This window comes from Vogesella margarita, from assembly GCF_028548475.1.
In the GTDB taxonomy this organism is placed as follows: Bacteria; Pseudomonadota; Gammaproteobacteria; order Burkholderiales; family Chromobacteriaceae; genus Vogesella; species Vogesella margarita.
This window is the reverse complement of record NZ_JAQQLE010000011.1, coordinates 56871-82257: the sequence shown is the minus strand read 5'-3', so window position 1 is coordinate 82257 and position 25387 is coordinate 56871. Positions and strand designations below refer to the sequence as shown.

The following is a 25387-nucleotide window of genomic DNA, read 5'->3' as shown; positions in this document are numbered from 1 at the left end:
CGCCTCAGCCCCGCCACGCGGCGATGCGCTTGCTGCCTTCCAGCAGCAGCAGGGTGGCGCAGCCCAGCGCGAACGCCGCCAGCCACAGCCCCGGCGCCAGCGGCACGAAGCCGAAGGCGCCGGCCAGCGCCGGGATGCTGGTGATCAGCAGCAGGCTCAGCAGGGTGCCGCCCAGCACCCAGGCCGCCACCGCCGACAGGCCCCCGAACAGCGCGCGCCAGCCGCTCTGCGCCGAGCGGTTGGGCAGGATCAGCAGCGCGTTGGCGCTGACCAGCACGATGAAGGCCAGCGCCCGCGCCGTCGCGTCGTCGAGCGCGGCGGCGAGGCTGGCGGCGTAGGCGACGCCGCAGCTGAACAGCACCAGCGCGCCCTGCGCCAGCGCCAATACCAGCTGCGGCAGCGACAGCAGCGCCTCGCCGGTGCGGCGTGGCGGCTGCTGCATCTGCTGCGGCCGTTCCGGCTCGGCCTCGAACACGATGGAGCAGGCCGGGTCGATCACCAGCTCCAGAAAGGCGATGTGGATCGGCGCCAGGATCAGCGGCATGCCGAACAGCAGCGGCAGCATCGACAACCCGATGATGGGCACGTGCACCGCCAGCGTGTAGCTCATCGCCTGGCGCAGGTTGGCGAAGATGCGCCGCCCGAGGCGGATCGCCGCCACGATGGCGGTGAAGTCGTCGTCCAGCAGTACCAGCGCGGCCGCCTCGCGCGCGACGTCCGTGCCGCGCTTGCCCATCGCGATGCCGATGTGTGCCGCCTTCAGCGCCGGCGCGTCGTTCACGCCGTCGCCGGTCATCGCCACTACCTCGCCGGCGGCCTTCAGCGCGTTGACGATGGCCAGCTTCTGCTGCGGCGTGACGCGCGCGACCACGTTGACGCCGGCCAGCTGGCGGCCAAGGTTGGCCGCATCGTCGCCCAGTGCCGCAAGGTCGGCGCCGGTCAGCGTGCCGCGGCTCTCGATGCCGGCCTGGCTCGCGATGGCGCGCGCGGTGTGCGGGTGGTCGCCGGTGATCATCAGCACGCGGATGCCGGCCTGCCGGCACTCGCGGATGGCGGCGGGCACCTCCGGGCGCAGCGGGTCGGCAAAGCCGGCGAGGCCGAGCAGCTCGAAGTCGAAATCATGCTGCAGCGATGGCCACGCCTGCTGCGTACTGTGCCGCGCCTTGGCGATGCCCAGCACGCGCAGGCCGCGGTCGGCAAGCGTTGTCGCGTCTGCGATCAGGCGCGCGCGCGCCGCGTCCGGCAGGTGGCACAGCTCGGCGATCGCCTCCGGCGCGCCCTTGGCGGCGACCACGTCGTCGTCGCCATCATCCTGCCGCCACAGGTGCGACATCGCCATCAGCGCCGGTGACAGCTCGTACTCGCGTGCCAGCGACCACGCCGGGTGCAGGTGTTCGGTGTCGGCCAGATGGGTGCGCGCGTAGTGGTGGAAGGCCTGCTCCATCGGGTCGTGCGGCTCGATCTCGCTGGCCAGCACCGCGTACTCCAGCAGCTCGTGGTAGGCCTCCGGCAGCTCGCCGCCGGGCAGCCGGCCGGTGTCCAGCAGCTGGCCGTCTACCGCCAGCGCCGCCAGCGCCATGCGGTTCTGCGTCAGGGTGCCGGTCTTGTCGACGCACAGCACCGTGGTCTGGCCCAGCGTCTCGATCGCGTTCAGCCGCCGCGTCAGCACCTGGTGGCTGGCGATGCGGCGCGCGCCCAGCGCCAGGAACACGATCATGATCACCGGGAATTCCTGCGGCAGGATGCCCATCGCCAGCGTGATGCCGGCCAGGAGCGCATCCAGCCAGCTGTCGCGCAGCAGCCAGTACAGCAGCGCCAGCAGCAGGCACAGGCCGATGCCCAGCACGGCCAGTCGCCGGGTCAGCCGCGTGATCTCGTCGCGCAGCGGTGAGGCCTCGACGGCGATGCTGGACAGCGACTTGCCGATGCGGCCCAGCTCGGTGCGCTGGCCGGTGGCGCACACCTGCAGCAGGCCCTGGCCGCGTACCACCAGCGTTCCGGCGTAGGCCATCTCGCGCTGGCCGAACTTGGCCACCGGCTCCGATTCGCCGCTGAGCATGGATTCGTCGGTGGCCAGCTCGTGCGCCTGCAGCACCACGCCGTCGGCGGCGATGCGGTCGCCCTCGCTGAGGATCAGGATGTCGTCGCGCACCACCTCGCGCCCGGCGATGCGCTGCGCCTCGCCGTCGCGGATCACCAGCGCGCGCGGGCTGGACAGGTCGCGTAGCGCCTCCAGCGCGTTCTCGGTGCGCCGCTCCTGCACGATGGTGACGGCCATGATGATGGCGACGAAGCCGAGCAGGATCAGCGCCTCGTGCGCGTCGCCCATCGCCAGGTAGATGGCACCGGCACCCAGCAGCAGCAGGAACATCGGCTCGCGCACCACCTCGCCGGCGATGGCGGCCAGGCTGCGGCGCTGCTCGGTGCCCAGTTCGTTGGCGCCTTCGGCCACCAGCCGGGCACGGGCGACGCTGTGGCTGAGTCCGCGGGGAAAGGCTTCACTCATGACGGCTCCGGCAAGGAAACAGCGCAGGAATGCGTATAGCGGTTATAGCAGCCGGCACCGTGGCCGGCGGTAGGGAGAGGCGTTCGCTTTTGGCGGCTCAGTCGCCGGGCAGGGTCTCGCGCGGCAGTTGCAGCCGCTGGCGCAGGCGCTCGAACACACCCTCGCGCTGCAGCTGGCGGAACAGGCTGGCATAACGGTGGCTTAGCTGCGGCGCGGTGCCGGGGCTGAATGCGAGGTAGAGCGGGGTGGACAGCGCCGGCAGCGGCAGCACCGGCTGCAGCAGGCGCGGGTCCAGGCCCAGCCCGCGCGCGTGCCAGAACAGTACCTGGGTATTGGAGAAGGGCAGCAGGTCGATGCGGCCGGCGTACAGCTTGCGGATATTGGACGGGTCGTCGCTGCTTTGCTGCAGGTTGCGCTCGTAGGCAAAGCCCTGCTGTATCAGGTAGTCCGCCTTCATGTCCCGTGCGGTCACGCCCAGCTGCCAGCGCTTTGCCTGTTGCAGTGTGGCGGGGTTGACCTCGGGGCGGTCGGCCAGGCGCCACAGCCGGGCGTCACCGCGGGCGATGCGCCCGATCCAGCCGTAGCGCCCCTCGCGTTGCGGCGTGCGGCCCAGGCAGAAGATCAGCAGCCCGGGCGTGGTTTCCGCCATCTGGTAGGCGCGCGGCCACGGCAGGAACTGCACGTTCAGCGTGTCGCCGTTGCGCGCCGCCAGCGCCTGTGCCGCTTCCAGTGCCAGTCCCCACGGCGCCGGCTGTGCGCTCTGGAAGGGCGGAAACTCTGTGGTGACGGCGTGGATGACGGCCGCTGTGGCCGAGGTGGACAGCAACAGCAGGCACAGCAACAGCGAGAGCAGCGGGCGCGGCATCATGATGCCCTGATGATTTTTTGAAAAACGGCAGCATGAACGCAAGCCGGGCAATCTTCAAGCATTCCAGCATGGCGCAGCGCAGCGTAAATCCCTAAAATGGGGCGGTTATCCCCACAGCCGCTACGCTGGAGAACACATCAATGGCTATCATCCGTCAGGAAGACTTTATCCAGAGCATCGCCGATGCTTTTCAGTACATCAGTTGCTATCACCCCAAGGATTACATTGACGCGCTGTACAAGGCGTATCAGCACGAGGAAAGCCCCGCCGCCAAGGACGCGATGGCGCAGATCCTGATCAACAGCCGCATGTGTGCCGAAGGCCGCCGTCCGATCTGCCAGGATACCGGTATCGCCGTGGTGTTCCTGAAGGTGGGCATGAAAGTGCAGTGGGACAGCACCCTCTCCGTGCAGGAAATGGTCAACGAAGGCGTGCGCCGCGCCTACAACAACCCGGACAACAAGCTGCGCGCCTCGGTGCTGCTGGATCCGGCCGGCCTGCGCAAGAACTCCAAGGACAACACCCCGGCCGTGGTGCACTTCGAGATCGTCGAAGGCGACGGCGTGGAAGTGATCTGTGCCGCCAAGGGCGGCGGCTCGGAGAACAAATCCAAGTTCTACGCGCTGAACCCGTCCGACTCCATCGTCGACTGGGTGATCAAGACCGTGCCGACCATGGGCGCCGGCTGGTGTCCGCCGGGCATCCTCGGTATCGGCATCGGCGGCACGCCGGAAAAGGCGATGCTGCTGGCCAAGGAATCGCTGATGGACCACGTGGACATCCACGAGCTGAAGGCCAAGGCCGCCAGCGGCGCGGAACTGACCCGCGTCGAAGCGCTGCGTCTGGAAATCTTCGAGAAGGTGAACGCGCTGGGTATCGGCGCGCAGGGCCTGGGCGGCCTGACCACCGTGTTGGACGTGAAGATCCTCGACTACCCGACCCACGCAGCATCGCTGCCGGTAGCGATGATCCCGAACTGCGCCGCTACCCGCCACATCCACTTCCATCTGGATGGCAGCGGCCCGGCACACCTGGAAACGCCGAAGCTCGAAGACTGGCCGGAAATCACCTACGACACCAGCAACGGCAAGCGTGTCGACCTGAACAACATCACCCGCGAAGAAGTGGCCAGCTGGCAGCCGGGCGACGTGCTCTTGCTCAACGGCAAGATCCTGACCGGCCGCGACGCCGCGCACAAGCGCATGGTCGACATGCTGAACAAGGGCGAGAAGCTGCCGGTGGACTTCACCAACCGCTTCATCTACTACGTCGGCCCGGTTGATCCGGTACGCGACGAAGTGGTCGGCCCGGCCGGCCCGACCACCGCCACCCGCATGGACAAGTTCACCCGCCAGATGCTGGAGCAGACCGGCCTCTTGGGCATGATCGGCAAGGCCGAGCGCGGCCCGGCGGCGATCGACGCGATCCGCGACAACAAGGCGGTGTACCTGATGGCGGTCGGCGGCTCGGCCTACCTCGTGTCTAAGGCGATCAAGGCGTCCAAGGTGGTCGGCTTCGAGGACCTGGGCATGGAAGCGATCTACGAGTTCGACGTGCAGGACATGCCGGTGACCGTGGCGGTGGACTCCTGTGGTACTTCGGTACACAACACGGGGCCTGCCGAGTGGCGCGTGAAGATCGGCAAGATCCCGGTCAGCGCTGCCTGATCCGGCTTGCGGCCAACCTTGGCCGCAGACAGGAAAACCGCCTGCTCCCGTTCACGGGGGCAGGTGGTTTTTTTGTGCCGTTGGTGCGCTGCCGCTTAGCGCGTGGCGTACACCCACTGCTTGCCACGGGCGTCAAACGCCATCACCTGGTAGGGCTGCTTGACGCCGGTTTCCATGCCGGGGCTGCCCTGAGGCATGCCGGCCACCGCCAGGCCGAGGATGGCCGGTTTCTCGCGCAGCACCTTCTGCACCAGGTCGGCCGGCACGTGGCCCTCGAACACGTAGCCGCCGATGCTGGCGGTGTGGCAGGAGCGCAGCTTGTCCGGCACCTGCAGCCTGTCCTTGACCGCGGCCATGTCGTTGCGGTTTTCGCTCTTGAGCGGCAACTGGTGGCTGGCCATGTGCTCGGCCCACTTGCCGCAGCAGCCACAGTTGGGGTCCTTGAACAGGGTGGCGACCGGTGCGGCCAGCACCGGCAGGGAAAGCGCCAGCAGGGTGCCGGCGCGGAACAGGGATCGGATCAGCATGGGAAGCCTCGTCGGGAATGGGGGCGGGTGGCCAGTGACAGACCGCGGCCGGCGTCACCGGTTCCCGCCGCGCGTGGCCGCCGCCGTGTCGGGGCGTTGTCGGCTTTGTATCGGCGCTGACACAGTCGTGCCGGCAATGGCGCAATCGGTCCGCAGACGGTCGGCTTTGCGCCTCGCGGCCAAGGTTGGCCGCAGCCAAAATGGAGTCATTCCCTGACACTCCCCGAGGAAAGCCCCATGTCCCGTTCCGCCCTGCTCGTGATCGATGTCCAGGATTCCTTCCTGCAACGCCCGTACTGGGATGCCGCCGCCTTGCCTACGTTTCGCGAGTCGCTGCTGGCGCTGATAGACGGCGCCCGTGCGCGCGGCGTGCTGGTGGTGCATGTGCTGCACGAGGACGGCGACGGGCCGTTTTCGGCCGCGTCCGGCCTGGTGCGGCCGATGGCGTGGCTGCCGGACGGTGCCGACGTGACCTTTACCAAGCACGTACACAACGCGTTTACCGATACCGGCCTGCAGGCGTGGTTGGCGGCGCGCGGCATCGACCGCCTGATCGTCAGCGGCATCCGCAGCGAGCAGTGCTGCGAGACCACCACCCGCGTCGGCAGCGACCTCGGCTTTGCCGTCGACTACGTGTCGGAGGCGACGCTGACCTTTGCGATGACCCATCCCGTCAGCGGCCGCGTCTACAGCCCGGAAGACATCATCGCCCGCACCGAGCTGGTGCTGGCCGGCCGCTTCGCCGAGATCCACAGCGTGGACAGCGTGCTGGCGCGGCTGGACGCGGAGGAGACCTGCCATGCTTGAACTGCGCCCCGGTTGCGAGCTGTGCGATGCCGACCTGCCGGCCGATGTGCCCGGCGCCTTCATCTGCAGCTTCGAGTGCACCTTCTGCCACGACTGCGCGGCAAGACTGCACCAGGTGTGTCCCAATTGCGGCGGCGAGCTGCTGCCGCGGCCGCGGCGCAGCGGCGCGAGACTGGCGGCCAACCCGGCCAGCACGCAGCGCGTATACAAGCCGCGCGCGCTGTAGCCGGACAATGGTGAACACACTGTTGCTGTTGCCAACGGCATCGGTGGCGTAAGGTAGCAGACCGGGTTCACCCGCCCGGCCGTCACGGCCGGGCACAACCATGCAGGAGCAAAGGCATGAACTGGCAAGACCGACTGATCGCCCTCGCCATCGTCGCGGTGTGGGGCTTCAATTTCGTGGTGATCAAGTGGGGCGTGGCCGGCGTGCCACCGTTCCTGCTCGGCGGGCTGCGCTTTGCTGCGGCGGCGGGCATCGGCCTCTTGTTCGTGCGCCGTCCCAATATCCCGTGGCGCTGGCTGGCGCTGTACGGGCTGTCGGTCGGCCTCGGCCAGTTCGCCTGCCTGTTCACCGCCATCAAGCTGGGCATGCCGGCGGGCCTTGCCTCCATCGTGCTGCAGTCGCAGGCCTTCTTCACGCTCTTGATCGCGATGCTGTGGCTGAAGGAATCGTTCACCGCCTGGCAGCTGGCCGGCCTCGTGATCGGCAGCGCCGGGCTGTACCTGATCGGTGGCCTCGGTGCTGAGGGGCTGCCGCTGCTGGGCTTCGTGCTGACGCTTTGCGGTGCCGCCAGCTGGGCGCTGTCCAATGTGGTGGTGCGCCGCATCGTCGCCGCCGGCTTCAAGCCGGACATGCTGGGGCTGGTGGTGTGGAGCAGCCTGATCCCCATCGTGCCCTTCTTCGCGCTGTCGGCGCTGTTCGAGGCCGACCGCATCGTGTGGGCTCAGGTGTTCAGCGGCAAGAGCCTGTTCGCCATCGCCTATCTGGCGCTGATCGCCACCCTGTTCGGCTACGGCCAGTGGAGCAAGCTGCTAAGCCGCCATGCGGCCAACGTGGTGGCGCCGTTCTCGCTGCTGGTGCCGTTCTTCGGCGTGCTGTCGGCGGCGCTGGTGCTGGGCGAGCGGCTGAGCTTCTGGCAGTTGGCCGGTGGCGGCGTGCTGCTGGCCGGGCTCGCGGTCAACGTGTTCGGCGCGCGGCTGCTGGCCTTGCTGCGCAAGCCGCAGCCGGCGTAAGGTTGGCCGCATGGAAACCGACCTCATCCTGCGTCCGCCCGGTGCGGACGATTTTGACGCCTGGCTGCCGCTATGGGACGCCTACAACGCCTTTTACGGCCGCCACGGCGACAGCGCGCTGCCGCCGGCCATCAGCCGGCTCACCTGGCAGCGTTTTCTCGACCCGGCCGAGCCGGTCCACGCGCTGCTGGCGTGGCAGGGCACGCAGCTGCTGGGCCTGGCGCACTATGTCTTTCACCGCAACACGCTGATGCCGCACCACGCCTGCTATCTGCAGGACCTGTTTACCGTGCCCGAGGCACGGGGCAGGGGCGTGGCACGCAGGCTGATCGCGGCGGTCGCCGGAGAGGCCCGCGCAGCCGGCAGCCCCAGCCTGTACTGGCATACCCGGCACGACAACAGCACGGCGCGCCAGCTGTACGACCGCGTGGCGCGCGACACCGGCTTTGTGGTGTACCGCCAGACTTTCTGACTTCCGATAGGACGCGATATGAAACTGTACCGACTGCTGACCGGCCCCGACGACGCGGCCTTCTGCCACCGCGTCAGCGAGGCGCTGAACCGCGGCTGGCACCTGCACGGCAACCCGGCGCTGACCTTCGACGGCCAGCGCGTGATCGCGGCGCAGGCGATCGTGAAAGAGGTCGACGGCGAGTACGCGCCGGAGATCAGGCTGGGGGAGCTGTAAGCATCGAAAATTGGCAACAACTTCAAGGAGAAGGGATGGCGGCGAATATTGCTCTGGACTATTTTCGGGAAACAGTAAGGCCAACTGTTGATGAGTTTCTGCGTGACCCGTTCAGTGTAAGAAGAGCCAGATTGGCTGCAATCGTTCTTTACCATTTGGCGGACTACTTGAAGGCTCAGGCAAATCAAGGTTGTGGGGTAACAAAGATCGCTGAAGCCATTGCAAGGAAGTGTCCAGATTTCTTGTTAGTCAGGGATGTTTGTGATGCAAGTAAACACTGCGTTCTTACTAATGAGTCTCGTGGGAATAAATCGCCGAGGAGACTGGGACATTCTGATCAGCTAGATGCAACCAGTCATGACGGACTATTCAGTGCTCCATTTGAGTCCGGTTTTTTTGCCGAAGCGAGTTATGTCTGGATCAAACTTGACGATGGCAGTTGGAGAAACTTTGTTGATGTTGTAAGTAACGTCATCTCGTTTTTTGATATTTTTGATTTTGATGAGGTTCAGGCTCTTTCGTGACCGACATCTTCTTCCTGCTCACCCCGCGCTATCTGGCGCTGGATTTCGTCGGCCCGGCCGAGGCGCTGCGCATGGCCATCGACGAGGGCGCGCCGTTCCGCCTGCACGTCGCCGGGCCGGAGCCCGAGTGCGTCAGCTCGCTGGGGCTCACGTCGCGCATCGACCCGCTGCCAGACGCGCTGGCCGACGGCAGCCTGGTGATCCTGTGCGGCACGGTGGACGAGGACGCCGACTACGCCACGCCGGCGGCGGCGCGGCTGATCGTCTGGCTGCGGCAGCACATCACGCCCGAGGTGAGCCTGGCGACGGTGTGTTCCGGCGCGCTTTTGGCCGGCATGGCCGGGCTGCTCGACGGCCGCGCCTGCACCACCCACCACAGCATCACCGCCAAGCTGGCGGCGCTGGCACCGAGGGCGCGGGTGCTGGACAACCGCGTGTTCGTCGAGGACGGTCACATCGCCACCTCGGCCGGCATCACCACCGGCATGGACCTGGCGCTGGCGCTGATCGAGCGCCACGCCGGGCCGGACATGGCGGCGCGCGTGGCGCGGCGCATGGTGCTGTACAGCCGCCGCGCCGGCGACGATCCGCAGCTGTCGCCGTGGCTGGCGTTCCGCAACCACCTGCACCCGGCGGTGCACCGCGCGCAGGATCTGATCGCGCGCGATCCGGCGCAGCGCTGGGCGGTAGAGGCGCTGGCCGAGCGCGTCCACCTCAGCCCGCGCCACCTGACGCGGCTGTTCCGCGAGCAGGCCGGCGTCGGCATCGTCGAATACCAGCAGCGGCTGCGGGTGGCGGTGGTGCGCCAGCTGTTGCAGCAGGGCGTGGCGGTGGAGCGTGCGGCCGAAGGCGCCGGCTTTGCCTCGGCGCGCGACATGCGGCGGGTGTGGCACAAGTTCGAAAGCGTCAATCCCGGCCAGCTGGCCTGAGCGCCGGCGGCGGTACAAGGTTGGCCGCAACGGCCTACCACCAGTAGCGCGGGTAGCTGCCGGGCTGTCGCCAGCGATTGACCAGCCAGCCCGTGGCCACGATCAGCGCCGTGCCGCTGAGTACCGGGGTCAGCAGGAAATGCCAGTCGGCTTGTGCCGACAGCACCACCAGCGGTGTGGCGCCGGCCGGTGGATGCACCATGCGTGCGGCCTGCATCAGGGCGATGGCCAGTGCGACGGCGATCGCCGCGCTCCACCAGTGCGGACCTGCCACCGCCAGCAACAGAAGCCCGGCTGCCGCGGCCAGCAAGTGGCCGCCTATCACGTGGCGCGGCTGTGCCAACGGGCTGTCCGGCAGGCCGAACACCAGGACGCAACTGGCCCCGAACGGGGCCATCAGCCACGACTGGCCACTGTAGCGGCTGAGCAGGCCGGCGCTGGCAATGGCCAGCAGGGCGCCGGCAAAACTCAGCAGGATGAAGCGGAACGAGGGCGCAAGCGGTGCGGCCGAGGGGGGCAGGGAGAAGCGTTTCATGATGTCGTGGCTCTGGTGGTGGCAATGGCTGCAATGTATACAGATCGGTTTACCAAAGTCAACAGATCGGTTTACTTTTTGCCTGCGTGTCGGCATACTCGGTGCATGAAAAAATACCCGCAACTGGTCAGTACGGCGCTGGACCTGTTTTACCGGCAAGGCTTTCATGCGACCGGGGTGGATCAGCTGGCCGCCGCCGCCGGATTGACCAAAAAAACCCTGTACCGCTATTTCCCGACCAAGGAAGCACTGATAGAGGCCGTCCTGCAGCAGCGCGACGAGCAGTTCATGGCCCGCTTGCAGGCATTTGTCGAGCCACTGCCCGCGCCGCAGCGCCCGGCAGGCTATCTGCGCTTTATCGGTGCCTGGTCGCAGGAGCACGATTTTCAGGGCTGCCTGTTCATCAATGCCGCTGCCGAGTATCCGGAACTGGCGCACGCGATCCATCTCCAGGCCGCCCGGCACAAGGCACGCTTGCGGCAATGGTTGCTGGCGCTGTGCGAGCAGGCCGCGCTGCCGGATGCTCCTGCCGCCGCGGCCCGGCTGTTCCTGCTCGGGGAAGGGCTGACGGTCGGGGCACAGGTGCAGGGATTTGACGCGCAACTGCTGGAGGCCGCCTGCGCCCAGTTGGCCGCGTAGGCCGTCGCTGCGGCCAACGTTGGCCGCAGTCCAGCGGCCGGCGCGATAACCCCGTACAATCCGGCCATTGTTTTTGCGGTATACCCGATGAAATCCACACCCAAACCGACCGGCAAGGCCGGTCTGCACCCGCGCAACGCGCATCGCCAGCGCTATGACTTCCCGGCGCTGATCGCCAGCCTGCCGGAGCTGGCCGCCTTCGTGCGCCCCAACGACTATGGCGACGACAGTGTCGACTTTGCCGATCCGGCGGCGGTCAAGGCGCTGAACCGCGCGCTGCTGGCGCACTACTACGGCATCGGCTTCTGGGATCTGCCGCCGGGCTATCTGTGCCCGCCGATCCCGGGGCGTGCCGACTACATCCATCACCTCGCCGACCTGCTCGCCGGCTGCAACGACGGCACGGTGCCGCCGCGCGTCAACGTGCTGGATGTCGGCGTCGGCGCCAACTGCGTGTACCCGATCATCGGTCGCAGCGTGTACGGCTGGCGCTTTGTCGGCAGCGACATCGATCCGGTGTCGCTGAAAGCGGCGAAGGCGATTGCCGATTTCAACCCGGCGCTGTCCGGCGCGCTGACGCTGCGGCTGCAGGCGGACGCGGGCAAGGTGTTTGCCGGCATCATCCAGCGCAAGGACCGCTTCGACGTCACGCTGTGCAACCCGCCGTTCCACGCCTCGGCGGAAGAGGCGGAGGCGGTGTCGCGGCGCAAGGTGAGCAACCTCACCGGCGAGGTGCCGGACAAGCCGGTGCTGAATTTCGGCGGCCAGCACGCCGAACTGTGGTGCGACGGCGGCGAAGTTGCCTTCCTGCGCACCATGGCGCAGGAGAGCCGCGAGTTTGCCGAGCAGTGCTGCTGGTTCACCTCGCTGGTGTCGCGCGAGGCGCACCTGCACGAGCTGTACCGCCAGCTGCGCAAGCTGGGCGCGAAACAGGTCAAGACCGTCAACATGGCGCAGGGGCAGAAGATCAGCCGTTTCGTCGCGTGGACCTTCCTCGACAACGCGGCGATGGCCGAGTGGCGCGAGGAGCGCTGGCAGGGCTGAGGCCTGGCCGCGCTTGGCTCCATATGAAAAACCCCGCCGGACGAACCGGGCGGGGTTTTTTCTTGCCTGCGTTCAGCGCGGCTCAGTCCGGTTTGGCGGCCTGAGCGGCGGCTGCGGCGGCGCGCAGCTTGTCCTTCTTGCTCGGGCGCTTGCCCTTGATGCCGCCGTTGTCGTCGGCTGCGGCCAACCTTGGCGAGGGCTGGTCGGTGGGGATGAAGCCGGCCAGCTGCTCGCGTGGCAGTGTCAGCTGCAGACGCTTCTCGATCAGGCGGAAGTGGGCGCGGCTGTCGGCGTCGATCAGGCTGATGGCGAGGCCGCTTTCGCCGGCGCGGCCGGTGCGGCCGATGCGGTGGGTGTAGTCCTGCGGCGAGCGCGGCAGGTCGTAGTTGATCACCACCGGTAGCGCCGGAATGTCGATGCCGCGCGCGGCGAGGTCGGTGGCGACGATCACCTGCAGCGTGCCGTCCTTCAGGTTGGCCAGCACCCGTTCGCGGCGGCCTTGCGCCAGCTCGCCGAACAGCGCGGCGGCACGGATGCCCTCGCGCTGCAGTGTCTGCGCCAGTTCGCTGGCGCCCTGTTTGCTGGCGACGAAGACCAGCATGCGCGCGCCGTCCTGCTCGGCGATCAGCCGGCACAGCAGCGCGGTGCGCTGACGGCTATCGACCTCGATCGCGCGCTGGCGGATGTCCGGCGCCTGTTCCGCGATGTGGATGCGCTGCGCGTCGGTGAGCAGCTTGGTTGCCAGCTGCTGCACGTTGGCCGCAAAGGTAGCGGAGAACAGCAGCGTCTGGCGCTGTGCCGGCAGCGTGGCCAGCACCTGCTCCAGCTCGTCGGCAAAGCCCTGTTCCAGCAGGCGGTCGGCCTCGTCCAGCACCAGGGTGCGCACGCTGCCCAAGTTCAGCGCGTTGTTGGCCAGCAGCTCCAGCAGCCGGCCGGGGGTGGCGACGATGATGTCGGCACCGCCGCGCAGCGCCATCAGCTGCGGATTGAGCGATACCCCGCCGTAGACGGTGACGATCTTCGGCGGCGGCAGGTGGCGGGCCAGCTGCTGCAGCACCGTGCCGACCTGTTGCGCCAGCTCGCGCGTCGGCAGCAGCACCAGCAGCGTCGGCTGCTTGCCGTCATGGCGGCCGTGCTGCCAGCGCTGCAGCAGCGGCAGGCAGTAGGCGGCGGTCTTGCCGGAGCCGGTGCGGGCGGTGGCCAGCAGGTCGCGGCCGTGCAGGATCGCCGGAATCGCCTCGCGCTGGATGGCGGTGGCGGTGTGGAAGCCCTGTTCGTCCAGCGCGTGCAGCAGCGCCGGGTCAAGGCCGAGGGTGGAAAAGGGCATGGGCGGGCGCGGGGCGTGAATTCGTGAAGGCGGCAGTCTACGGCTTTTGCGCGCGCGGGACTACGTTGATACGAACGGGCTGATGCGCGCGCTGTCGCGGCCACGGTGCGCATCCCGCCCAGGGGTGGCCACAGGCTGATGCCGGGGATGCCGGGCGGAAAACCGCGGCGACCTTGACCTGGCGCATTCGCCGCCGGCGGCCGGCTGTGGTAGAAAGCGGGCTGTGTTCATCCCTGCGACCGTTTCCGGCCATGTCCCGACTGCAATTCGACCTCGACCACGTCATCGACACCCTCGCCCGCGAGGGCTGGGTGGTGATCCCCGACGCGCTGCCCGCCGCCATTACCACCAACCTGCGCACCGCCTGCCTCGACGTGTGGCAGCAGGGCCTGTTCCACGAGGCCGCCACCGGCCGTGCCGACGGCCAGGCACGCCGTGCCGAGATCCGCTCCGACTCGGTGCTGTGGCTGGACCAGGTGGCGGCGCTGCCAGCGGTACAGGCCTACAACGCGGCGATGGACGAGATCATGCAGGCGGTCAATCGCGGCCTCTACCTCGGCCTTGTCGAGCTGGAGTCGCACTTCGCGGTGTACCCGGAGGGCGCGTTCTACAAGAAGCATCTCGACCGTTTCCAGGACGACGACGCGCGCACGCTGAGCACGGTGTTCTATCTGAACGAGGGTTGGCCGCAGGACGCCGGCGGCCAGATCCGCCTGTACCTGGACGCCGACTGCCGCGAGTTCGTCGACGTCGAGCCGGAGGCCGGTACGCTGGTGCTGTTCCTGTCCGACCGCTTCTGGCACGAGGTGCTGCCGGCACGGCAGCAGCGGCTGTCGGTCACCGGCTGGTACCGCCGCCGCGGCGGCAACATGCCGTGGTGAGCGGCCGTCTCGCCACTTCGCCACCAGCACAGCGCCCTGCGGGGCGCTTTTTTGCGGCCAACGTTGGCCGCACACCCGCCTACTCCGGCAGTGCCGTGGTGGTCGTGATGTCCTTGCCGACCCGCTTCAGGTGCTGCTCGACATAGAAGGCCGCCGCATCCTCATCCCCGGTCGCAATCGCCTCGTAAATCAGCCGATGCTCCGCGACATAAAGGCTGATGCGCGCCTCGTCGTAGATGCCGTCGTCGCGCAGCCGTTGCCAGAGCGGCTGCTCCATGGTCTTGGCAATTTCGTCGGCAATCCGGATCAGCAGGCTGTCCCCGGTCATCACCGCCAGTTGCCGGTGAAACAGCCGGTCGGTTTCGCTCCACAGCTGTTGCTGGGCGATGACGTCGATGTCTTTTACGTTCTGCATCTGCAGCAGCAAGCGCTCCGCTTCTTCGCTGCGCTGTCCCCGGCGCGCCGCAAGGCGGGCAATCGCCGGCTCAAGCATCAATCGGACCTCCAGCGTGGACACCGGGCTGTCATCGGAAGAGGGCGCTTTCTCGTCCGGCAGCGGTGCCAGGGTAGCGGGCAGCGGCGAGCAGACATAAGTGCCCGAGCCGCGACGGGTGATGACCAGTTGCTGGTTCTGTAACGCGCCAATGGCTTCGCGAACGGCCGGTCTGCTGACGCCAAAGCGGATCGCCAGCTCGCGCTCGGAAGGCAGTCTGGATTCAGGCGGGAACTCGCCGGAGGCAATGCTGCGGCGGATCTGCTCGGCGACCTGCTCGTAGATATGCCGGGCACGGAATGCAGTTGCCGGTTCGGTGTTATTGCTCATGTAGGTGGTCTCCGTATGACCAGTTGTTGCACAACTGGTCATTTTTTTTGGCCTGCCGGTGGCCGGCTCACCGTTTTCTCTTGTGGTGTCACGCCATTATTGGTAATTTTTCAACCAGATTGAAATTTTTGGTATGAGACATTTACCAATTTTAGCCCGATTTATCGACAGACAGGTTGCCAATCCGTTGTTTTGGACAACTATCTGGCCAATTAAAGGATCTGGAAAGCATGAATGCCCTGACGATGCTGTCGCCGCAGCAAACGGCCGAACTCTTACCGTATGACGCACTGTGCGATGCCATTGCCGCCGCATCGATTGACTATATGGCGGGCCGGATTGTCAGCCCGGAGCGGCAGGTGCTGCCGTTGCAACAGGGCGGCGTCCTGCTGTCGATGCCGGCGACCGGTGCCGATATCGGCATGCACAAGCTGGTCAATGTTTGTCCCGGCAACGGCAGCAAGAACCTGCCGACCATCCATGGCGTCGTCAGTGTCTACGACGGCGAAAGTGGCCGGCCCCTGCTGTTGCTGGATGGTCCGACCGTCACGGCGCACCGCACCGCCGCGGTATCGCTGCTGGCGATGCGGACGCTTGCCGGCCAGCCGGTTGCACGCATCGCCATCATCGGCTGCGGCCGGCAGGCGGCCGCTCACCTTGAGGCCATCGCCGCGCTGTACCCCGGTTGCCGGGTCGACATCCATGGCCGCAACGCGGAAGAGGCGGCGCTGTTTGCGCAAGCGCACCGGCATCTGCCGCTGGTGTGCGTGCCTGCCAGCGGCGAGGTTGCCGAGGACGTGACCGTGGTCATCACCCTGACCACCAGCCTGCAGCCGGTTTACCACCAGGCGGCTCGTCCGGAGCGGCTGCTGATCGGTGTCGGTGCCTTCCGCCCGGACATGGCCGAATACGCGCCGCTGCCCATTCATGGCAGCCAGATCTTTATCGATGATCCGATCGGTGCCCGCCACGAAGCCGGCGACCTGATCCAGGCCGGGATCGACTGGGAAAACGTCGCCTCGCTGGCCGATGCCGTCAACGGCGTGATCGACCCGGCGCGCCCCAGGCTGTTCAAGAGTGTCGGTACCGCGGCGTGGGATCTGGCCGCGGCGCGCTGTGCCCTGAACAGTCTGCGTTGATGGCGCATTCAGCCAGGAGAGGAGCAGAAATGTCAGTTCCGGACGTCATTGTGGTCGGTGCCGGTGTGGTCGGTATCACCACCGCATTGAAATTGCGTGCTGCCGGCCTGGCTGTGTTGCTGGTGGATAAGGCCGAGCCGGCCGCCGGCACCTCGTCGGGAAATGCCGGTGCGTTTGCCGTCAGCGAGGTGGTGCCACTGGCCGAGCCGGGGATCTGGCGGAAGTTGCCGTCCTGGCTGGCCGACCCGCTGGGGCCGCTGGCCGTTCGCTGGCGTTATCTGCCTTCACTCGCGCCCTGGCTGCTGCGGTTTGCCTGGGCCAGCCGGCAGGGGCAGGTTCAGCAGTTGACCCGGCAACTGTCGGCGCTGCTGGGCAGTGTGAATGAGGATTTTGCGCCACTCATCGCCCGCAGCGGGCTGGACGGGATGTGGCGCCGTCACGGTGCCCTGGCTGTCTATGCCTCGGAGGCCGCGTTAACGGCGGACCTGCCTCGCTGGCAGCATCGGGGGGAGCATGGCGTCAAGTGGCAGGCACTGGACGGCGAGGCCACACGGCAGGCCGAGCCCGCCTTGCTGGCGCCGTGGCGCAATGCGGTGTCGATTCCGGAGTGGTCGCACGTCGATGACCCCTACCTGTTCACGCTGGGGCTGTTCGAACAGTTTATCCGCGAGGGCGGGCAGTATTTGCAGCAGGAAGTGACCGGGCTGCTCAAGGAACAGCAGGCCGTCCGCGGCGTGACACTGGCCAACGGCGAGCAACGGCGGGCCGGGAAAGTGCTGATTACCGCAGGGGTCTGGAGTGATCGCTTCGCGCGGCAGGCGGATTTCAGCCTGCCGCTGGAGAGTGAGCGCGGCTATCACCTGACGCTGCCGGAAGCCGGTATGCCGCTGCAACGCTACCTGCTCAACGTGCCGGGCAGCTTTGTCGTGCTGCCGATGGCAAACGGCGGCATCCGTCTGGCCGGCACGGTCGAACTGGCGCATCGGGATGCCACGCCGGACTACCGGCGGGCACACCTGCTGCTGGACAAGGCGCAGGACATGCTCGGTCCGCTCGATACGACAAACATGACGGCGTGGATGGGCAATCGTCCCTCTGTCCCGGAGACGGTGCCGGTCATCGGGCCATCCACTCGTGTCGACGGCCTGTACTTCGCCTGCGGCCACGGCCACCTCGGGCTGACCCTGGCGGCGACCACCGCGCGCTTGCTGCATGACCACTTTCTGGGTCTGGCCGACATTCCCCGCCACTTGTGGCCGGACCGCTACGACTCACCGGATACACAAGACGGCCAGCGCGTCCCACAGCTGGAAATAAGAAGTTAAGTCGTTGCTATGCCCCGTTCAATTCCCTTTGTCAGGACACTCATCATGAAACGTACTTTGCTGTGGACTTTACTCGCCCTTGCCGCTGGCGGTGCCAATGCGGCCGATGTCGTCAAGATCGGCTTTATCGGCCCGTTGACCGGCCCCGACGCCCACTGGGGCAAGGACAATCAAAACTGTGCCCAGCTGGCGATCGAGACCCTGAACAGCAAGGGGATCAAGATCAATGGCAAAGCGGTGCAGTTCACGCTGGTTTCGCAGGACGACCAGGAAGATCCGAAACAATCCACCCTGGCTGCGCAGCGCCTCATCGATGATGGCGTCAATGCAGTGGTGGGCCCGTTCGTCTCCGGCACCACCATTCCGGCGTCCCGCATCATCAATCAGGCCGGCGTGCCGCAATTCTCGGTGGCGGTGAATGCCACGTACACCAGCCTGGGCTATGACAACGCTTTCCGCCTGAGTGCGATCGATACCCGGATGGGGCCGGCTATCGCGCAATACGCACTCAATGAGCTGAAAACCAGGCGTATCGCCATCGTGGACGACCGCACCGCTTACAGCCAGGGCCTGGCGGACAAGTTTGACGCCGAAATCAAGCGCTTGGGCGGGCAGGTGGTGCGTCGTGAATACACCACGCCCGGCCAGAACAACCTCAGTCCGATTGTGACCGCCATCAAGGCTGCGAAGCCGGATCTGGTCTTTGTCGCCGTTTCCGACAGCCAGGCGGCCCCGTTTGCCTTGCAAATGAAGCAACTCGGACTGTCTACCAAGGTACTCAGTGGCGACATGATCCAGACGGATACCTTCATCAAGTTGTCGGGCAGGAATGGCGAAGGCTTCATGGCCGCGGTGGCCGGTAACGTGCTGGAAAGCCGTCCGCAAGGTGTCGAGTTCATGAAGCGCTACCAGCAGAAGTACGGCAAGCTGCCGCTGTCGTATGGTCCGCAGCACTATGATGCGGTGATGCTGGCGGCAACCGCCATGCAGCAAGCGAATACGATCGATCCGGTGAAAGTCAAAGCCGCACTCAAGAAAATGACCTACGAAGGCGTGAATGCGACCTACCGCTTCGATGCCAAGGGCGACCTGGTGAAAGCGCCGATCACGGTGTATCAGGTCAAGCAGGCAAAGTGGGCTCCCATCAAAGTGACTTATTGAACGACCCCCTTCCTCCTGATGGTCAGTTTTAGCCCCGTTCAAGGACGGGGCTTTTTTTGCGGCCAACGTTGGCCGCCATGCTACCGGCCGGCGCACGCGTGTCGCAGGCACGCCGATGACACTGTTTTAGCCGGTGGCGCATCCCCGCCGGCCGTGCCGTTTGGTGAATTGTGACGCTGCGCAAGCGCCGGCAGCGTTGCCGGTCCGTGCTAGAATCGGCGGCGATCACCAAAAAATAGGCAAGGGATAAAGCGATGTCTGGCAATAGCATGGGCCTGCTGTTTACTGTTACTTCATTCGGCGAAAGCCACGGGCCGGGAATCGGCTGCATTGTTGACGGTTGCCCTCCGGGCATGACCCTGTCCGAAGCCGACATCCAGGCCGAGCTGGACCGCCGCAAGCCCGGCACCAGCCGCCACGTCACCCAGCGCCGCGAGCCGGATACCGTCGAGATCCTCTCCGGCGTGTACGAGGGCAAGACCACCGGTACGCCGATTGCGCTGTTGATCCGCAACACCGACCAGCGCAGCAAGGACTACGGCAATATCGCCGACACCTTCCGCCCCGGCCACGCCGACTACACCTACTGGCACAAGTACGGCATCCGCGACCCGCGCGGTGGCGGCCGTTCCTCGGCGCGCGAGACCGCGGTGCGCGTTGCCGCCGGCGCCATCGCCAAGAAGTGGCTGCACGAACAATACGGCATCGTGATCCGCGGTCACATGACGCAGATCGGCGACATCGCCATCCCGTTCCGCAGCTGGGACGAGGTCGGCAACAACCCGTTCTTCGCCGCCGACGCCAGCAAGGTGGACGAGCTGGAAGCGTACATGGACAGCATCCGCAAGAGCCTGGATTCGGTCGGCGCGCGCCTGCGCGTGGTGGCCGACAACGTGCCGGTGGGCTGGGGCGAGCCGGTGTACGACCGTCTGGATGCCGACATCGCCTACGCGATGATGAATATCAACGCGGTGAAGGGCGTCGAGATTGGCGCCGGCTTCGGCTGCGTCACCCAGCGCGGTAGCGAGCACGGTGACGAGCTGACGCCGGAAGGCTTTGCCAGCAATCACGCCGGCGGCATCCTCGGCGGCATCTCCACCGGCCAGCAGATCGACGTGTCGATTGCCATCAAGCCGACGTCGTCGATCGCGCAGCCACGCCGCTCCATCAACAAGGCCGGCGAGCCGATCATGGTCGAGACCCACGGCCGCCACGACCCTTGCGTCGGCATCCGCGCCACACCGATCGCCGAGGCGATGCTGGCACTGGTGCTGATCGACCATGCGCTGCGCCACCGTGCGCAGTGCGGCGATGTGCGGGTCGATACTCCGCGCATTCCCGGCCGCATCGGCTAAACATCATTCCATGCGGGGCAGCGTCAGGCTGCCCTTCGTTTGTACTCAATAGGGTTTGCCATGTTCAAAAGTCTGTTTGGCAGCTTGACCGGCAAGGGGCAAGCGCAAGAGGTCAAGGAAAGCCGCGAGGTAAAGACCGCCGCCACCAGCACGCCGGCCGCCGCGAGTGGCGACAATATCGTGTTGCCGCATACGCTGGGTTTTGTTACCCACCAGCCGCTGCATGACCTGCAGCAGCGGGTGGTGGCCTACGAATTCATGGTGCGCGACACTGTCAAGCGCCGCGAGTCATCGGCCGGGCAGTGGCTGCAGTTCGACCGCCTGATGATCAGCACCCTGGTCAATATGGACGTGTTCCGCCTGCTGAATTCGCGCCGTGCGCTGGTGCACGTGTCGACCTTGTCGCTGCAGGACGAGTCGCTGGCAAGCTTCCCCAACGACAGTGTCTATTTCGTGCTCAATCCGGCGATCGACGAACCGGTCAGCAATACCACCATTGCGCTGATCGACCAGCACCGCGCGCAGGGTCGCCGTTTCGCGCTGGAGCCGTCGCTGTTCGACCGCCGCGTGCTGCCGGAGGCGCTGCAGGACGAGCTGTTCTCGCGCATCGATCTGCTGATCCTCGACTTCAGCGGCGCCGCCGACGAGGTGCTGGCGCCGTTCATGGACCAGATGCTGGCGCGTTATCCTGCCGCGCGCTGGTATGCGCGCAATATCGGCTCCAGCGAGGATTTCGATGTCTGCGTCAAGACACCGGGCGCCGCCAAGCGCTTCGTGCTGTTCCAGGGCGCGTTCCTGACCGCGGTGCGCTCGCAGTCTGCCGGCAAGGCCGATGCCAGCCAGATGCGGGTACTGGAAATCATGCGCCTGTTGCGCGCCGGTGCGGAAACGCCGGAGATCGACGCCCAGTTCAAGCTGGATTCGGTGCTGCTGTTCAAGCTGTTGCGTTTCATCAACTCGCCGGCCAACGGCCTGTCGCGCAAGGTGATGTCGATCGAGGAGTCGCTGCTGCTGCTGGGGCGCGAATCGCTGTTCAAGTGGCTGACGCTGCTGCTGTTCACCTCGCGCAAGGACGACGGCCGTTCGGTGGCGCTGTTGGAGCGCTCGCTGTTCCGTGCCCGTTTCATGGAAAGCCTGGGCAAGCTTGGCGGCAACAACCGCCTGGAGTGCGAGCACCTGTTCCTGACCGGCATGTTCTCGCTGCTGGACGCGCTGATGCACGTCGAGATGGCCAGTGCGCTGGCACCGCTGGATCTGCCGCCGCCGGTAGCCGATGCGCTGCTCAACCAGCGCGGCATGTTCGCGCCGTATCTGGCGCTGGCCATTTCCGCGGAGCAGGATAACGCCGACCGCATCGTGTCGCTGGCCGGCGTACTGAAACTGGCATCGGACGACGTCAACAAGGCCCACATCGACGCCATGGTGTGGGCGCAGGAAATCCTGCAGCAGTCGGAGTAAGGTAGCTGCCGGCGCCAGCGGCTGCCGGCAGACGACAAAAAAAACCCCTGTTTCGCAACAGGGGGTTTTTTGCGGCCAACGTTGGAGGCTTAGCCGCCGACGTGGTAGTTCGGTGCTTCCTTGGTGATCTGCACGTCGTGCACGTGGGATTCGCGCATACCGGCGGAGGTGATCTCCACGAAGCCGGCTTTTTCGTGCATTTCGTCGATGGTCTTGCAACCCAGGTAGCCCATCGAGGAGCGCAGACCGCCTACCAGCTGGTGGATGACCTGGGCGATCGGGCCCTTGTAGGCGACACGGCCTTCGATGCCTTCCGGCACGAACTTGTCGGCGTTGGCGTTGCCGTCCTGGAAGTAGCGGTCGGCGGAACCCTGGCTCATCGCGCCCAGGCTGCCCATGCCACGGTAGGACTTGTAGGAACGGCCCTGGTACAGCTCGACTTCGCCCGGGGCTTCTTCGGTGCCGGCGAACATGCCGCCCAGCATCACGCAGTTGCCGCCGGCGGCCAGCGCCTTGGAGATGTCACCGGAGAAGCGGATGCCGCCGTCGGCGATCATCGGTACGCCGGTGCCTTTCAGTGCTTCGGACACGTTGTGGATGGCGGTCAGTTGCGGTACGCCGACACCGGCCACGATACGGGTGGTGCAGATCGAGCCTGGGCCGATGCCCACTTTCACGCCGTCGGCGCCGGCAGCCACCAGTGCGCGGGCGGCGTCGGCAGTGGCGATGTTGCCACCGATCACGTCCACCTGCGGGAAGGTGTCTTTCACCCACTTCACGCGGTCCAGTACGCCCTGGCTGTGGCCGTGGGCGGTATCGACCACGATCACGTCCACGCCGGCGGCTACCAGTGCAGCCACGCGGTCGGCGGTGTCGCCACCGGTACCGACTGCCGCGCCGACACGCAGGCGACCCTGGTTGTCCTTGTTGGCGTTCGGGTGTTCGCTGGTCTTGATGATGTCCTTGACGGTGATCAGACCCTTCAGCTCGAAGGCGTCGTTGATCACCAGTACGCGTTCCAGGCGATGCTTGTGCATCAGCTCGCGCGCTTCATCGATGCTGCCGCCTTCCTTCACCGTCACCAGACGCTCGCGCGGGGTCATGATGGAGGCCACCGGCTGGTCGAGACGGGTCTCGAAACGCAGGTCACGGTTGGTGACGATACCCACTACCTTGCCATCCTGAACCACGGGCAGACCGGAAATCTTGTGCTGACGGGTCAGCAACACCAGGTCGCGTACCAGCATGTCCGGGGCGATGGTGATCGGGTCCTTGACCACGCCGCTTTCGTAACGCTTCACCTTGGACACTTCCAGCGCTTGCTGCTCGGCGGTCATGTTCTTGTGAATGATGCCGATGCCGCCTTCCTGGGCCATCGCAATCGCCAGACGCGATTCGGTGACGGTATCCATTGCAGCGGAGACCAGGGGCAGATTCAGGCTGATGTTACGGGTGAGGCGGGTGGACAGGGCAACGTCACGTGGCAGAACGGCGGAGTGGGCCGGCACGAGGAGAACGTCGTCGAAAGTGTAGGCCTTCTCGATGATGCGCATCTTGCTTTCCTTTAGCGGCAAAAACGCATTATACCGATCCCGCGCACGCAGTGCAAAAGACAGTGGCGAATGGCGTGCCTGCCGGTGGGCGGGTGTGCTCGCAACAAGGCTGTCTGCCCGTGCCGGCGCACGCTAGAATGGCGGTTCACGGTAAGGCGGAAGGCGAGAGACGATGAAGGCTGTTTACGGGGTGTTTCTGGGGGTGCTGCTGGCGACGGCGGCGCAGGCGCAGGTCTACCGCTGGGTGGACGGCAACGGCCGCACCGTGTTTTCCGACCAGCCGCCACCGCAAGGGCGGAAGTCGGAAACCGTGAAGCTGCGCCCGCAGCAGGCCGCAGTGGCTGCGCCGGCTTCGGCGCCGGCGGTCAATGGCGATATCCCGCAGCAGGTGAAGCAGCTCAACGAGCGCATCGACGAGCACAACCGCAAGATCAAGCAGGAAAACTGCAGCACCGCGCGTAGCCACCTGGCCAAGCTGGAAAGCCTGCGCCAGCCGAATGCCACCACCAAGGCCGCGCCGCAGTCGGAGGCGACGCTGAGCGCCGCCATCTCCGCGGCGCGCGATCATGTCAGGACCTGGTGTGGCAACTGATCGCGCCGCCTTCGATGCCAAGGCCTTTCTGGCCAACCTGCCGAGCCTGCCGGGGGTGTACCGCATGCTCGATGCCGACGGCAATGTGTTGTATGTCGGCAAGGCCATCGACCTGAAGAAACGCGTCAGCTCCTATTTCCAGAAAACCGACCACAGTCCGCGCATCCAGCTGATGGTGCGCCAGATCGCCGCCATCGACACCACCGTGGTGCGCAGTGAGGCGGAAGCGCTGATTCTGGAAAACAATCTGATCAAGGCGCTGGCCCCCAAGTACAACATCCTGTTCCGCGACGACAAGTCCTATCCCTATCTGATGGTGTCCGGGCACGCTTTCCCGCAGCTGGCCTATTTCCGGGGTGAGCCGAAAAAGCCGCACCAGTACTTCGGTCCCTATCCCAACGGCTACGCGGTGCGCGAGAGCATCCAGGTGCTGCAGAAGGTGTTCCGCCTGCGCACCTGCGAGGACAGCGTGTTCGCCAACCGCTCGCGCCCCTGTCTGCTGTTCCAGATCAAGCGCTGCTCGGCGCCGTGTACCGGCGAGATCGACAGCGAGGCCTACCGCGCCGACGTGCAGAGTGCGGTCACCTTTTTGCAGGGCAAGCACAATGAGCTGATCGACCTGCTCACCGCGCGCATGTTGGCCGCATCGGAAGCGCTGCAATTCGAGCAGGCGGCCGAGTTGCGCGACCAGATCCAGGCGCTGGCGCGGGTGCAGGAGAAACAGTTCATCTCCAGCAATACCAGCCAGCTCGATGCCGACGTGATCGCCATCGCCAGCGAAGGCGGCGTGGTGTGCGTCAACCTGGTGATGATCCGCGGCGGGCGCCATCTTGGCGACAAGAGCCTGTTCCCCCTCAACGCCGCCGACAGCCTTGCGGCCAACCTTGAGGCCTTCCTCGCCCAGCACTACCTCGGCGCGCCGCTGCCGGCGGCCATCATCCACAACGAGACGGTGGCGCCGGAGCTGCAGCAGCTGCTGATCGAACAGGCGCAGAAGCGGCTGCAGTTCATTGGCAACCCGATCGGCGAGCGCCGCGTGTGGCTGGAAATGGCGCAGAAGAACGCGCAGCTGGCGATCAGCCAGCGTCTGGCCAGCGCCGCCAGCCAGAACGCCCGCCTCGCGGCACTGGCGCAGCTGATGGAAGTGGAGGAGGTGGCGCGGTTGGAGTGCTTCGACATCAGCCACACCATGGGCGAGGCCACCGTGGCATCGTGCGTGGTGTACGACCGTGGCGGCATGCAGCCGTCGGAATACCGCCGCTTCAATATCGAGACCGCCGCCGCCGGGGACGACTACGGCGCCATGCGCGAGGCGCTGACCCGCCGCTACAGCAAGCTGGCGGCCGGCGAGGGCAAGCTGCCCGACGTGCTGCTGATCGACGGCGGCAAGGGCCAGGTCGGTGTCGCGCTGGAGGTGCTGGCCGAGGTCGGCGTCGACGTGCCCATCGTCGGCGTCGCCAAGGGTGAAAGCCGCAAGCCGGGGCTGGAAACGTTGATCGTTCCCCATTTGCAAAAGACGCTACAATTGCCGCGCGATCACGCCGCGCTGCACCTGATCCAGACCGTGCGCGACGAGGCGCACCGCTTCGCCATCACCGGCCACCGCGCGCGCCGCGCCAAGGCGCGCACCAGTTCGACGCTGGAAGACATCGCCGGTGTCGGGCCGACGCGGCGCCAGCGGCTGCTGACCCGCTTCGGCGGCCTGCGCGGCGTGGTGGCGGCAAGCATCGACGATCTGGCGCAAGTAGACGGCATCAGCCGCGCGCTGGCAGAAAAAATTTACCAAGCCCTGCACTGAATAAA

The 25387-nt window shown here is 66.2% G+C and carries 25 protein-coding genes; 18 read left to right on the top strand and 7 right to left on the bottom strand.

Going from position 1 to position 25387, the window contains the following annotated elements; all coding sequences use genetic code 11:
• Positions 1 to 4: 4 nt before the first annotated feature.
• Both PQU96_RS12445 and PQU96_RS12440 read right to left on the bottom strand, forming a co-directional pair.
• On the bottom strand, positions 5 to 2506 hold the full coding sequence (locus PQU96_RS12445) for a cation-translocating P-type ATPase (RefSeq protein WP_272772705.1): 2502 nt from the start codon (positions 2504 to 2506) through the stop codon (positions 5 to 7).
• Between the two features lie 97 nt (positions 2507 to 2603).
• A complete protein-coding gene (locus PQU96_RS12440; RefSeq protein ID WP_272772704.1) occupies positions 2604 to 3374 on the bottom strand; it encodes a transporter substrate-binding domain-containing protein in 771 nt (256 codons plus the stop codon).
• Between the two features lie 140 nt (positions 3375 to 3514).
• On the opposite strand from PQU96_RS12440, the gene PQU96_RS12435 reads away from it, so the two are divergent.
• Entirely contained in the window at positions 3515 to 5041 is a 1527-nt protein-coding gene (locus PQU96_RS12435) for a fumarate hydratase (RefSeq protein WP_272772703.1), read from the top strand.
• 95 nt (positions 5042 to 5136) lie between these two features.
• Here the strand turns inward: PQU96_RS12435 and PQU96_RS12430 are convergent, their stop codons facing one another.
• Positions 5137 to 5568, bottom strand: a complete 432-nt coding sequence (locus tag PQU96_RS12430) for a DUF411 domain-containing protein (RefSeq protein WP_272772701.1) — start codon at positions 5566 to 5568, stop codon at positions 5137 to 5139.
• A 237-nt stretch (positions 5569 to 5805) separates the two neighbouring features.
• On the opposite strand from PQU96_RS12430, the gene PQU96_RS12425 reads away from it, so the two are divergent.
• The 7 genes from PQU96_RS12425 to PQU96_RS12395 all read left to right on the top strand — a co-directional run bounded on the left by PQU96_RS12425 (position 5806) and on the right by PQU96_RS12395 (position 9752).
• Positions 5806 to 6375, top strand: coding sequence for an isochorismatase family protein (locus PQU96_RS12425; protein WP_272772700.1), 570 nt, complete (start codon positions 5806 to 5808; stop codon positions 6373 to 6375).
• Positions 6368 to 6601 carry a DUF1272 domain-containing protein gene (locus PQU96_RS12420; RefSeq protein ID WP_272772699.1) on the top strand — a complete coding sequence of 78 codons (234 nt, stop codon included), beginning with the start codon at positions 6368 to 6370 and terminating at the stop codon, positions 6599 to 6601. The genes PQU96_RS12425 and PQU96_RS12420 overlap by 8 nt, the downstream gene beginning before the upstream one ends.
• A 116-nt stretch (positions 6602 to 6717) precedes the next feature.
• Positions 6718 to 7611, top strand: coding sequence for an EamA family transporter (locus PQU96_RS12415; RefSeq protein WP_272772698.1), 894 nt, complete (start codon positions 6718 to 6720; stop codon positions 7609 to 7611).
• Between the two features lie 10 nt (positions 7612 to 7621).
• Entirely contained in the window at positions 7622 to 8083 is a 462-nt protein-coding gene (locus PQU96_RS12410; RefSeq protein ID WP_272772696.1) for a GNAT family N-acetyltransferase, read from the top strand.
• 18 nt (positions 8084 to 8101) lie between these two features.
• The gene (locus PQU96_RS12405; RefSeq protein ID WP_272772695.1) at positions 8102 to 8299 is read left to right on the top strand and encodes a DUF1737 domain-containing protein; all 198 of its coding nucleotides are present in this window, start codon (positions 8102 to 8104) and stop codon (positions 8297 to 8299) included.
• A 35-nt stretch (positions 8300 to 8334) separates the two neighbouring features.
• Positions 8335 to 8823: a hypothetical protein gene (locus tag PQU96_RS12400; protein WP_272772694.1), complete on the top strand. Its 489-nt coding sequence runs from the start codon at positions 8335 to 8337 to the stop codon at positions 8821 to 8823.
• The gene (locus PQU96_RS12395; protein ID WP_272772693.1) at positions 8820 to 9752 is read left to right on the top strand and encodes a GlxA family transcriptional regulator; all 933 of its coding nucleotides are present in this window, start codon (positions 8820 to 8822) and stop codon (positions 9750 to 9752) included. Before PQU96_RS12400 ends, PQU96_RS12395 begins: the two co-directional genes overlap by 4 nt.
• A 34-nt stretch (positions 9753 to 9786) precedes the next feature.
• On the opposite strand, the gene PQU96_RS12390 is transcribed toward PQU96_RS12395, so the two are convergent.
• Positions 9787 to 10287, bottom strand: coding sequence for an HPP family protein (locus PQU96_RS12390; protein WP_272772691.1), 501 nt, complete (start codon positions 10285 to 10287; stop codon positions 9787 to 9789).
• A gap of 24 nt (positions 10288 to 10311) precedes the next feature.
• Between PQU96_RS12390 and PQU96_RS12385 the strand changes: the two genes are divergently transcribed.
• Positions 10312 to 10926: a TetR/AcrR family transcriptional regulator gene (locus PQU96_RS12385; RefSeq protein ID WP_272772690.1), complete on the top strand. Its 615-nt coding sequence runs from the start codon at positions 10312 to 10314 to the stop codon at positions 10924 to 10926.
• Positions 10927 to 11013: 87 nt separating this feature from the next.
• Positions 11014 to 11970: a 23S rRNA (adenine(1618)-N(6))-methyltransferase RlmF gene (rlmF, locus tag PQU96_RS12380; protein ID WP_272772689.1), complete on the top strand. Its 957-nt coding sequence runs from the start codon at positions 11014 to 11016 to the stop codon at positions 11968 to 11970.
• A gap of 82 nt (positions 11971 to 12052) precedes the next feature.
• On the opposite strand, the gene PQU96_RS12375 is transcribed toward rlmF, so the two are convergent.
• On the bottom strand, positions 12053 to 13297 hold the full coding sequence (locus PQU96_RS12375; protein WP_272772688.1) for a DEAD/DEAH box helicase: 1245 nt from the start codon (positions 13295 to 13297) through the stop codon (positions 12053 to 12055).
• Positions 13298 to 13548: 251 nt separating this feature from the next.
• Between PQU96_RS12375 and PQU96_RS12370 the strand changes: the two genes are divergently transcribed.
• Positions 13549 to 14178, top strand: coding sequence for a 2OG-Fe(II) oxygenase (locus PQU96_RS12370; protein ID WP_272772687.1), 630 nt, complete (start codon positions 13549 to 13551; stop codon positions 14176 to 14178).
• Positions 14179 to 14257: 79 nt separating this feature from the next.
• Here the strand turns inward: PQU96_RS12370 and PQU96_RS12365 are convergent, their stop codons facing one another.
• The gene (locus tag PQU96_RS12365; protein ID WP_272772686.1) at positions 14258 to 15001 is read right to left on the bottom strand and encodes a FadR/GntR family transcriptional regulator; all 744 of its coding nucleotides are present in this window, start codon (positions 14999 to 15001) and stop codon (positions 14258 to 14260) included.
• A gap of 230 nt (positions 15002 to 15231) precedes the next feature.
• Between PQU96_RS12365 and lhpI the strand changes: the two genes are divergently transcribed.
• The 5 genes from lhpI to PQU96_RS12340 all read left to right on the top strand — a co-directional run bounded on the left by lhpI (position 15232) and on the right by PQU96_RS12340 (position 21439).
• Positions 15232 to 16140, top strand: coding sequence for a bifunctional Delta(1)-pyrroline-2-carboxylate/Delta(1)-piperideine-2-carboxylate reductase (gene lhpI, locus PQU96_RS12360; RefSeq protein WP_272772685.1), 909 nt, complete (start codon positions 15232 to 15234; stop codon positions 16138 to 16140).
• A 29-nt stretch (positions 16141 to 16169) separates the two neighbouring features.
• A complete protein-coding gene (locus PQU96_RS12355) occupies positions 16170 to 17465 on the top strand; it encodes an NAD(P)/FAD-dependent oxidoreductase (RefSeq protein ID WP_272772684.1) in 1296 nt (431 codons plus the stop codon).
• Between the two features lie 45 nt (positions 17466 to 17510).
• The gene (locus PQU96_RS12350; RefSeq protein WP_272772683.1) at positions 17511 to 18626 is read left to right on the top strand and encodes a branched-chain amino acid ABC transporter substrate-binding protein; all 1116 of its coding nucleotides are present in this window, start codon (positions 17511 to 17513) and stop codon (positions 18624 to 18626) included.
• A 254-nt stretch (positions 18627 to 18880) separates the two neighbouring features.
• Complete coding sequence (gene aroC / locus PQU96_RS12345; protein WP_272772682.1) at positions 18881 to 19981, top strand: chorismate synthase; 1101 nt, start codon at positions 18881 to 18883, stop codon at positions 19979 to 19981.
• A 60-nt stretch (positions 19982 to 20041) separates the two neighbouring features.
• Positions 20042 to 21439 (top strand): EAL and HDOD domain-containing protein, encoded by a 1398-nt coding sequence (locus PQU96_RS12340; RefSeq protein ID WP_272772681.1) that lies wholly within the window; start codon positions 20042 to 20044, stop codon positions 21437 to 21439.
• Positions 21440 to 21528: 89 nt separating this feature from the next.
• Here the strand turns inward: PQU96_RS12340 and guaB are convergent, their stop codons facing one another.
• On the bottom strand, positions 21529 to 22992 hold the full coding sequence (gene guaB / locus PQU96_RS12335) for an IMP dehydrogenase (RefSeq protein WP_272772680.1): 1464 nt from the start codon (positions 22990 to 22992) through the stop codon (positions 21529 to 21531).
• Between the two features lie 172 nt (positions 22993 to 23164).
• On the opposite strand from guaB, the gene PQU96_RS12330 reads away from it, so the two are divergent.
• Together PQU96_RS12330 and uvrC are read left to right on the top strand one after the other, a co-directional pair.
• A complete protein-coding gene (locus tag PQU96_RS12330) occupies positions 23165 to 23584 on the top strand; it encodes a DUF4124 domain-containing protein (RefSeq protein ID WP_272772679.1) in 420 nt (139 codons plus the stop codon).
• The gene (gene uvrC, locus PQU96_RS12325) at positions 23574 to 25382 is read left to right on the top strand and encodes an excinuclease ABC subunit UvrC (protein ID WP_272772678.1); all 1809 of its coding nucleotides are present in this window, start codon (positions 23574 to 23576) and stop codon (positions 25380 to 25382) included. Before PQU96_RS12330 ends, uvrC begins: the two co-directional genes overlap by 11 nt.
• Positions 25383 to 25387: the final 5 nt, after the last annotated feature.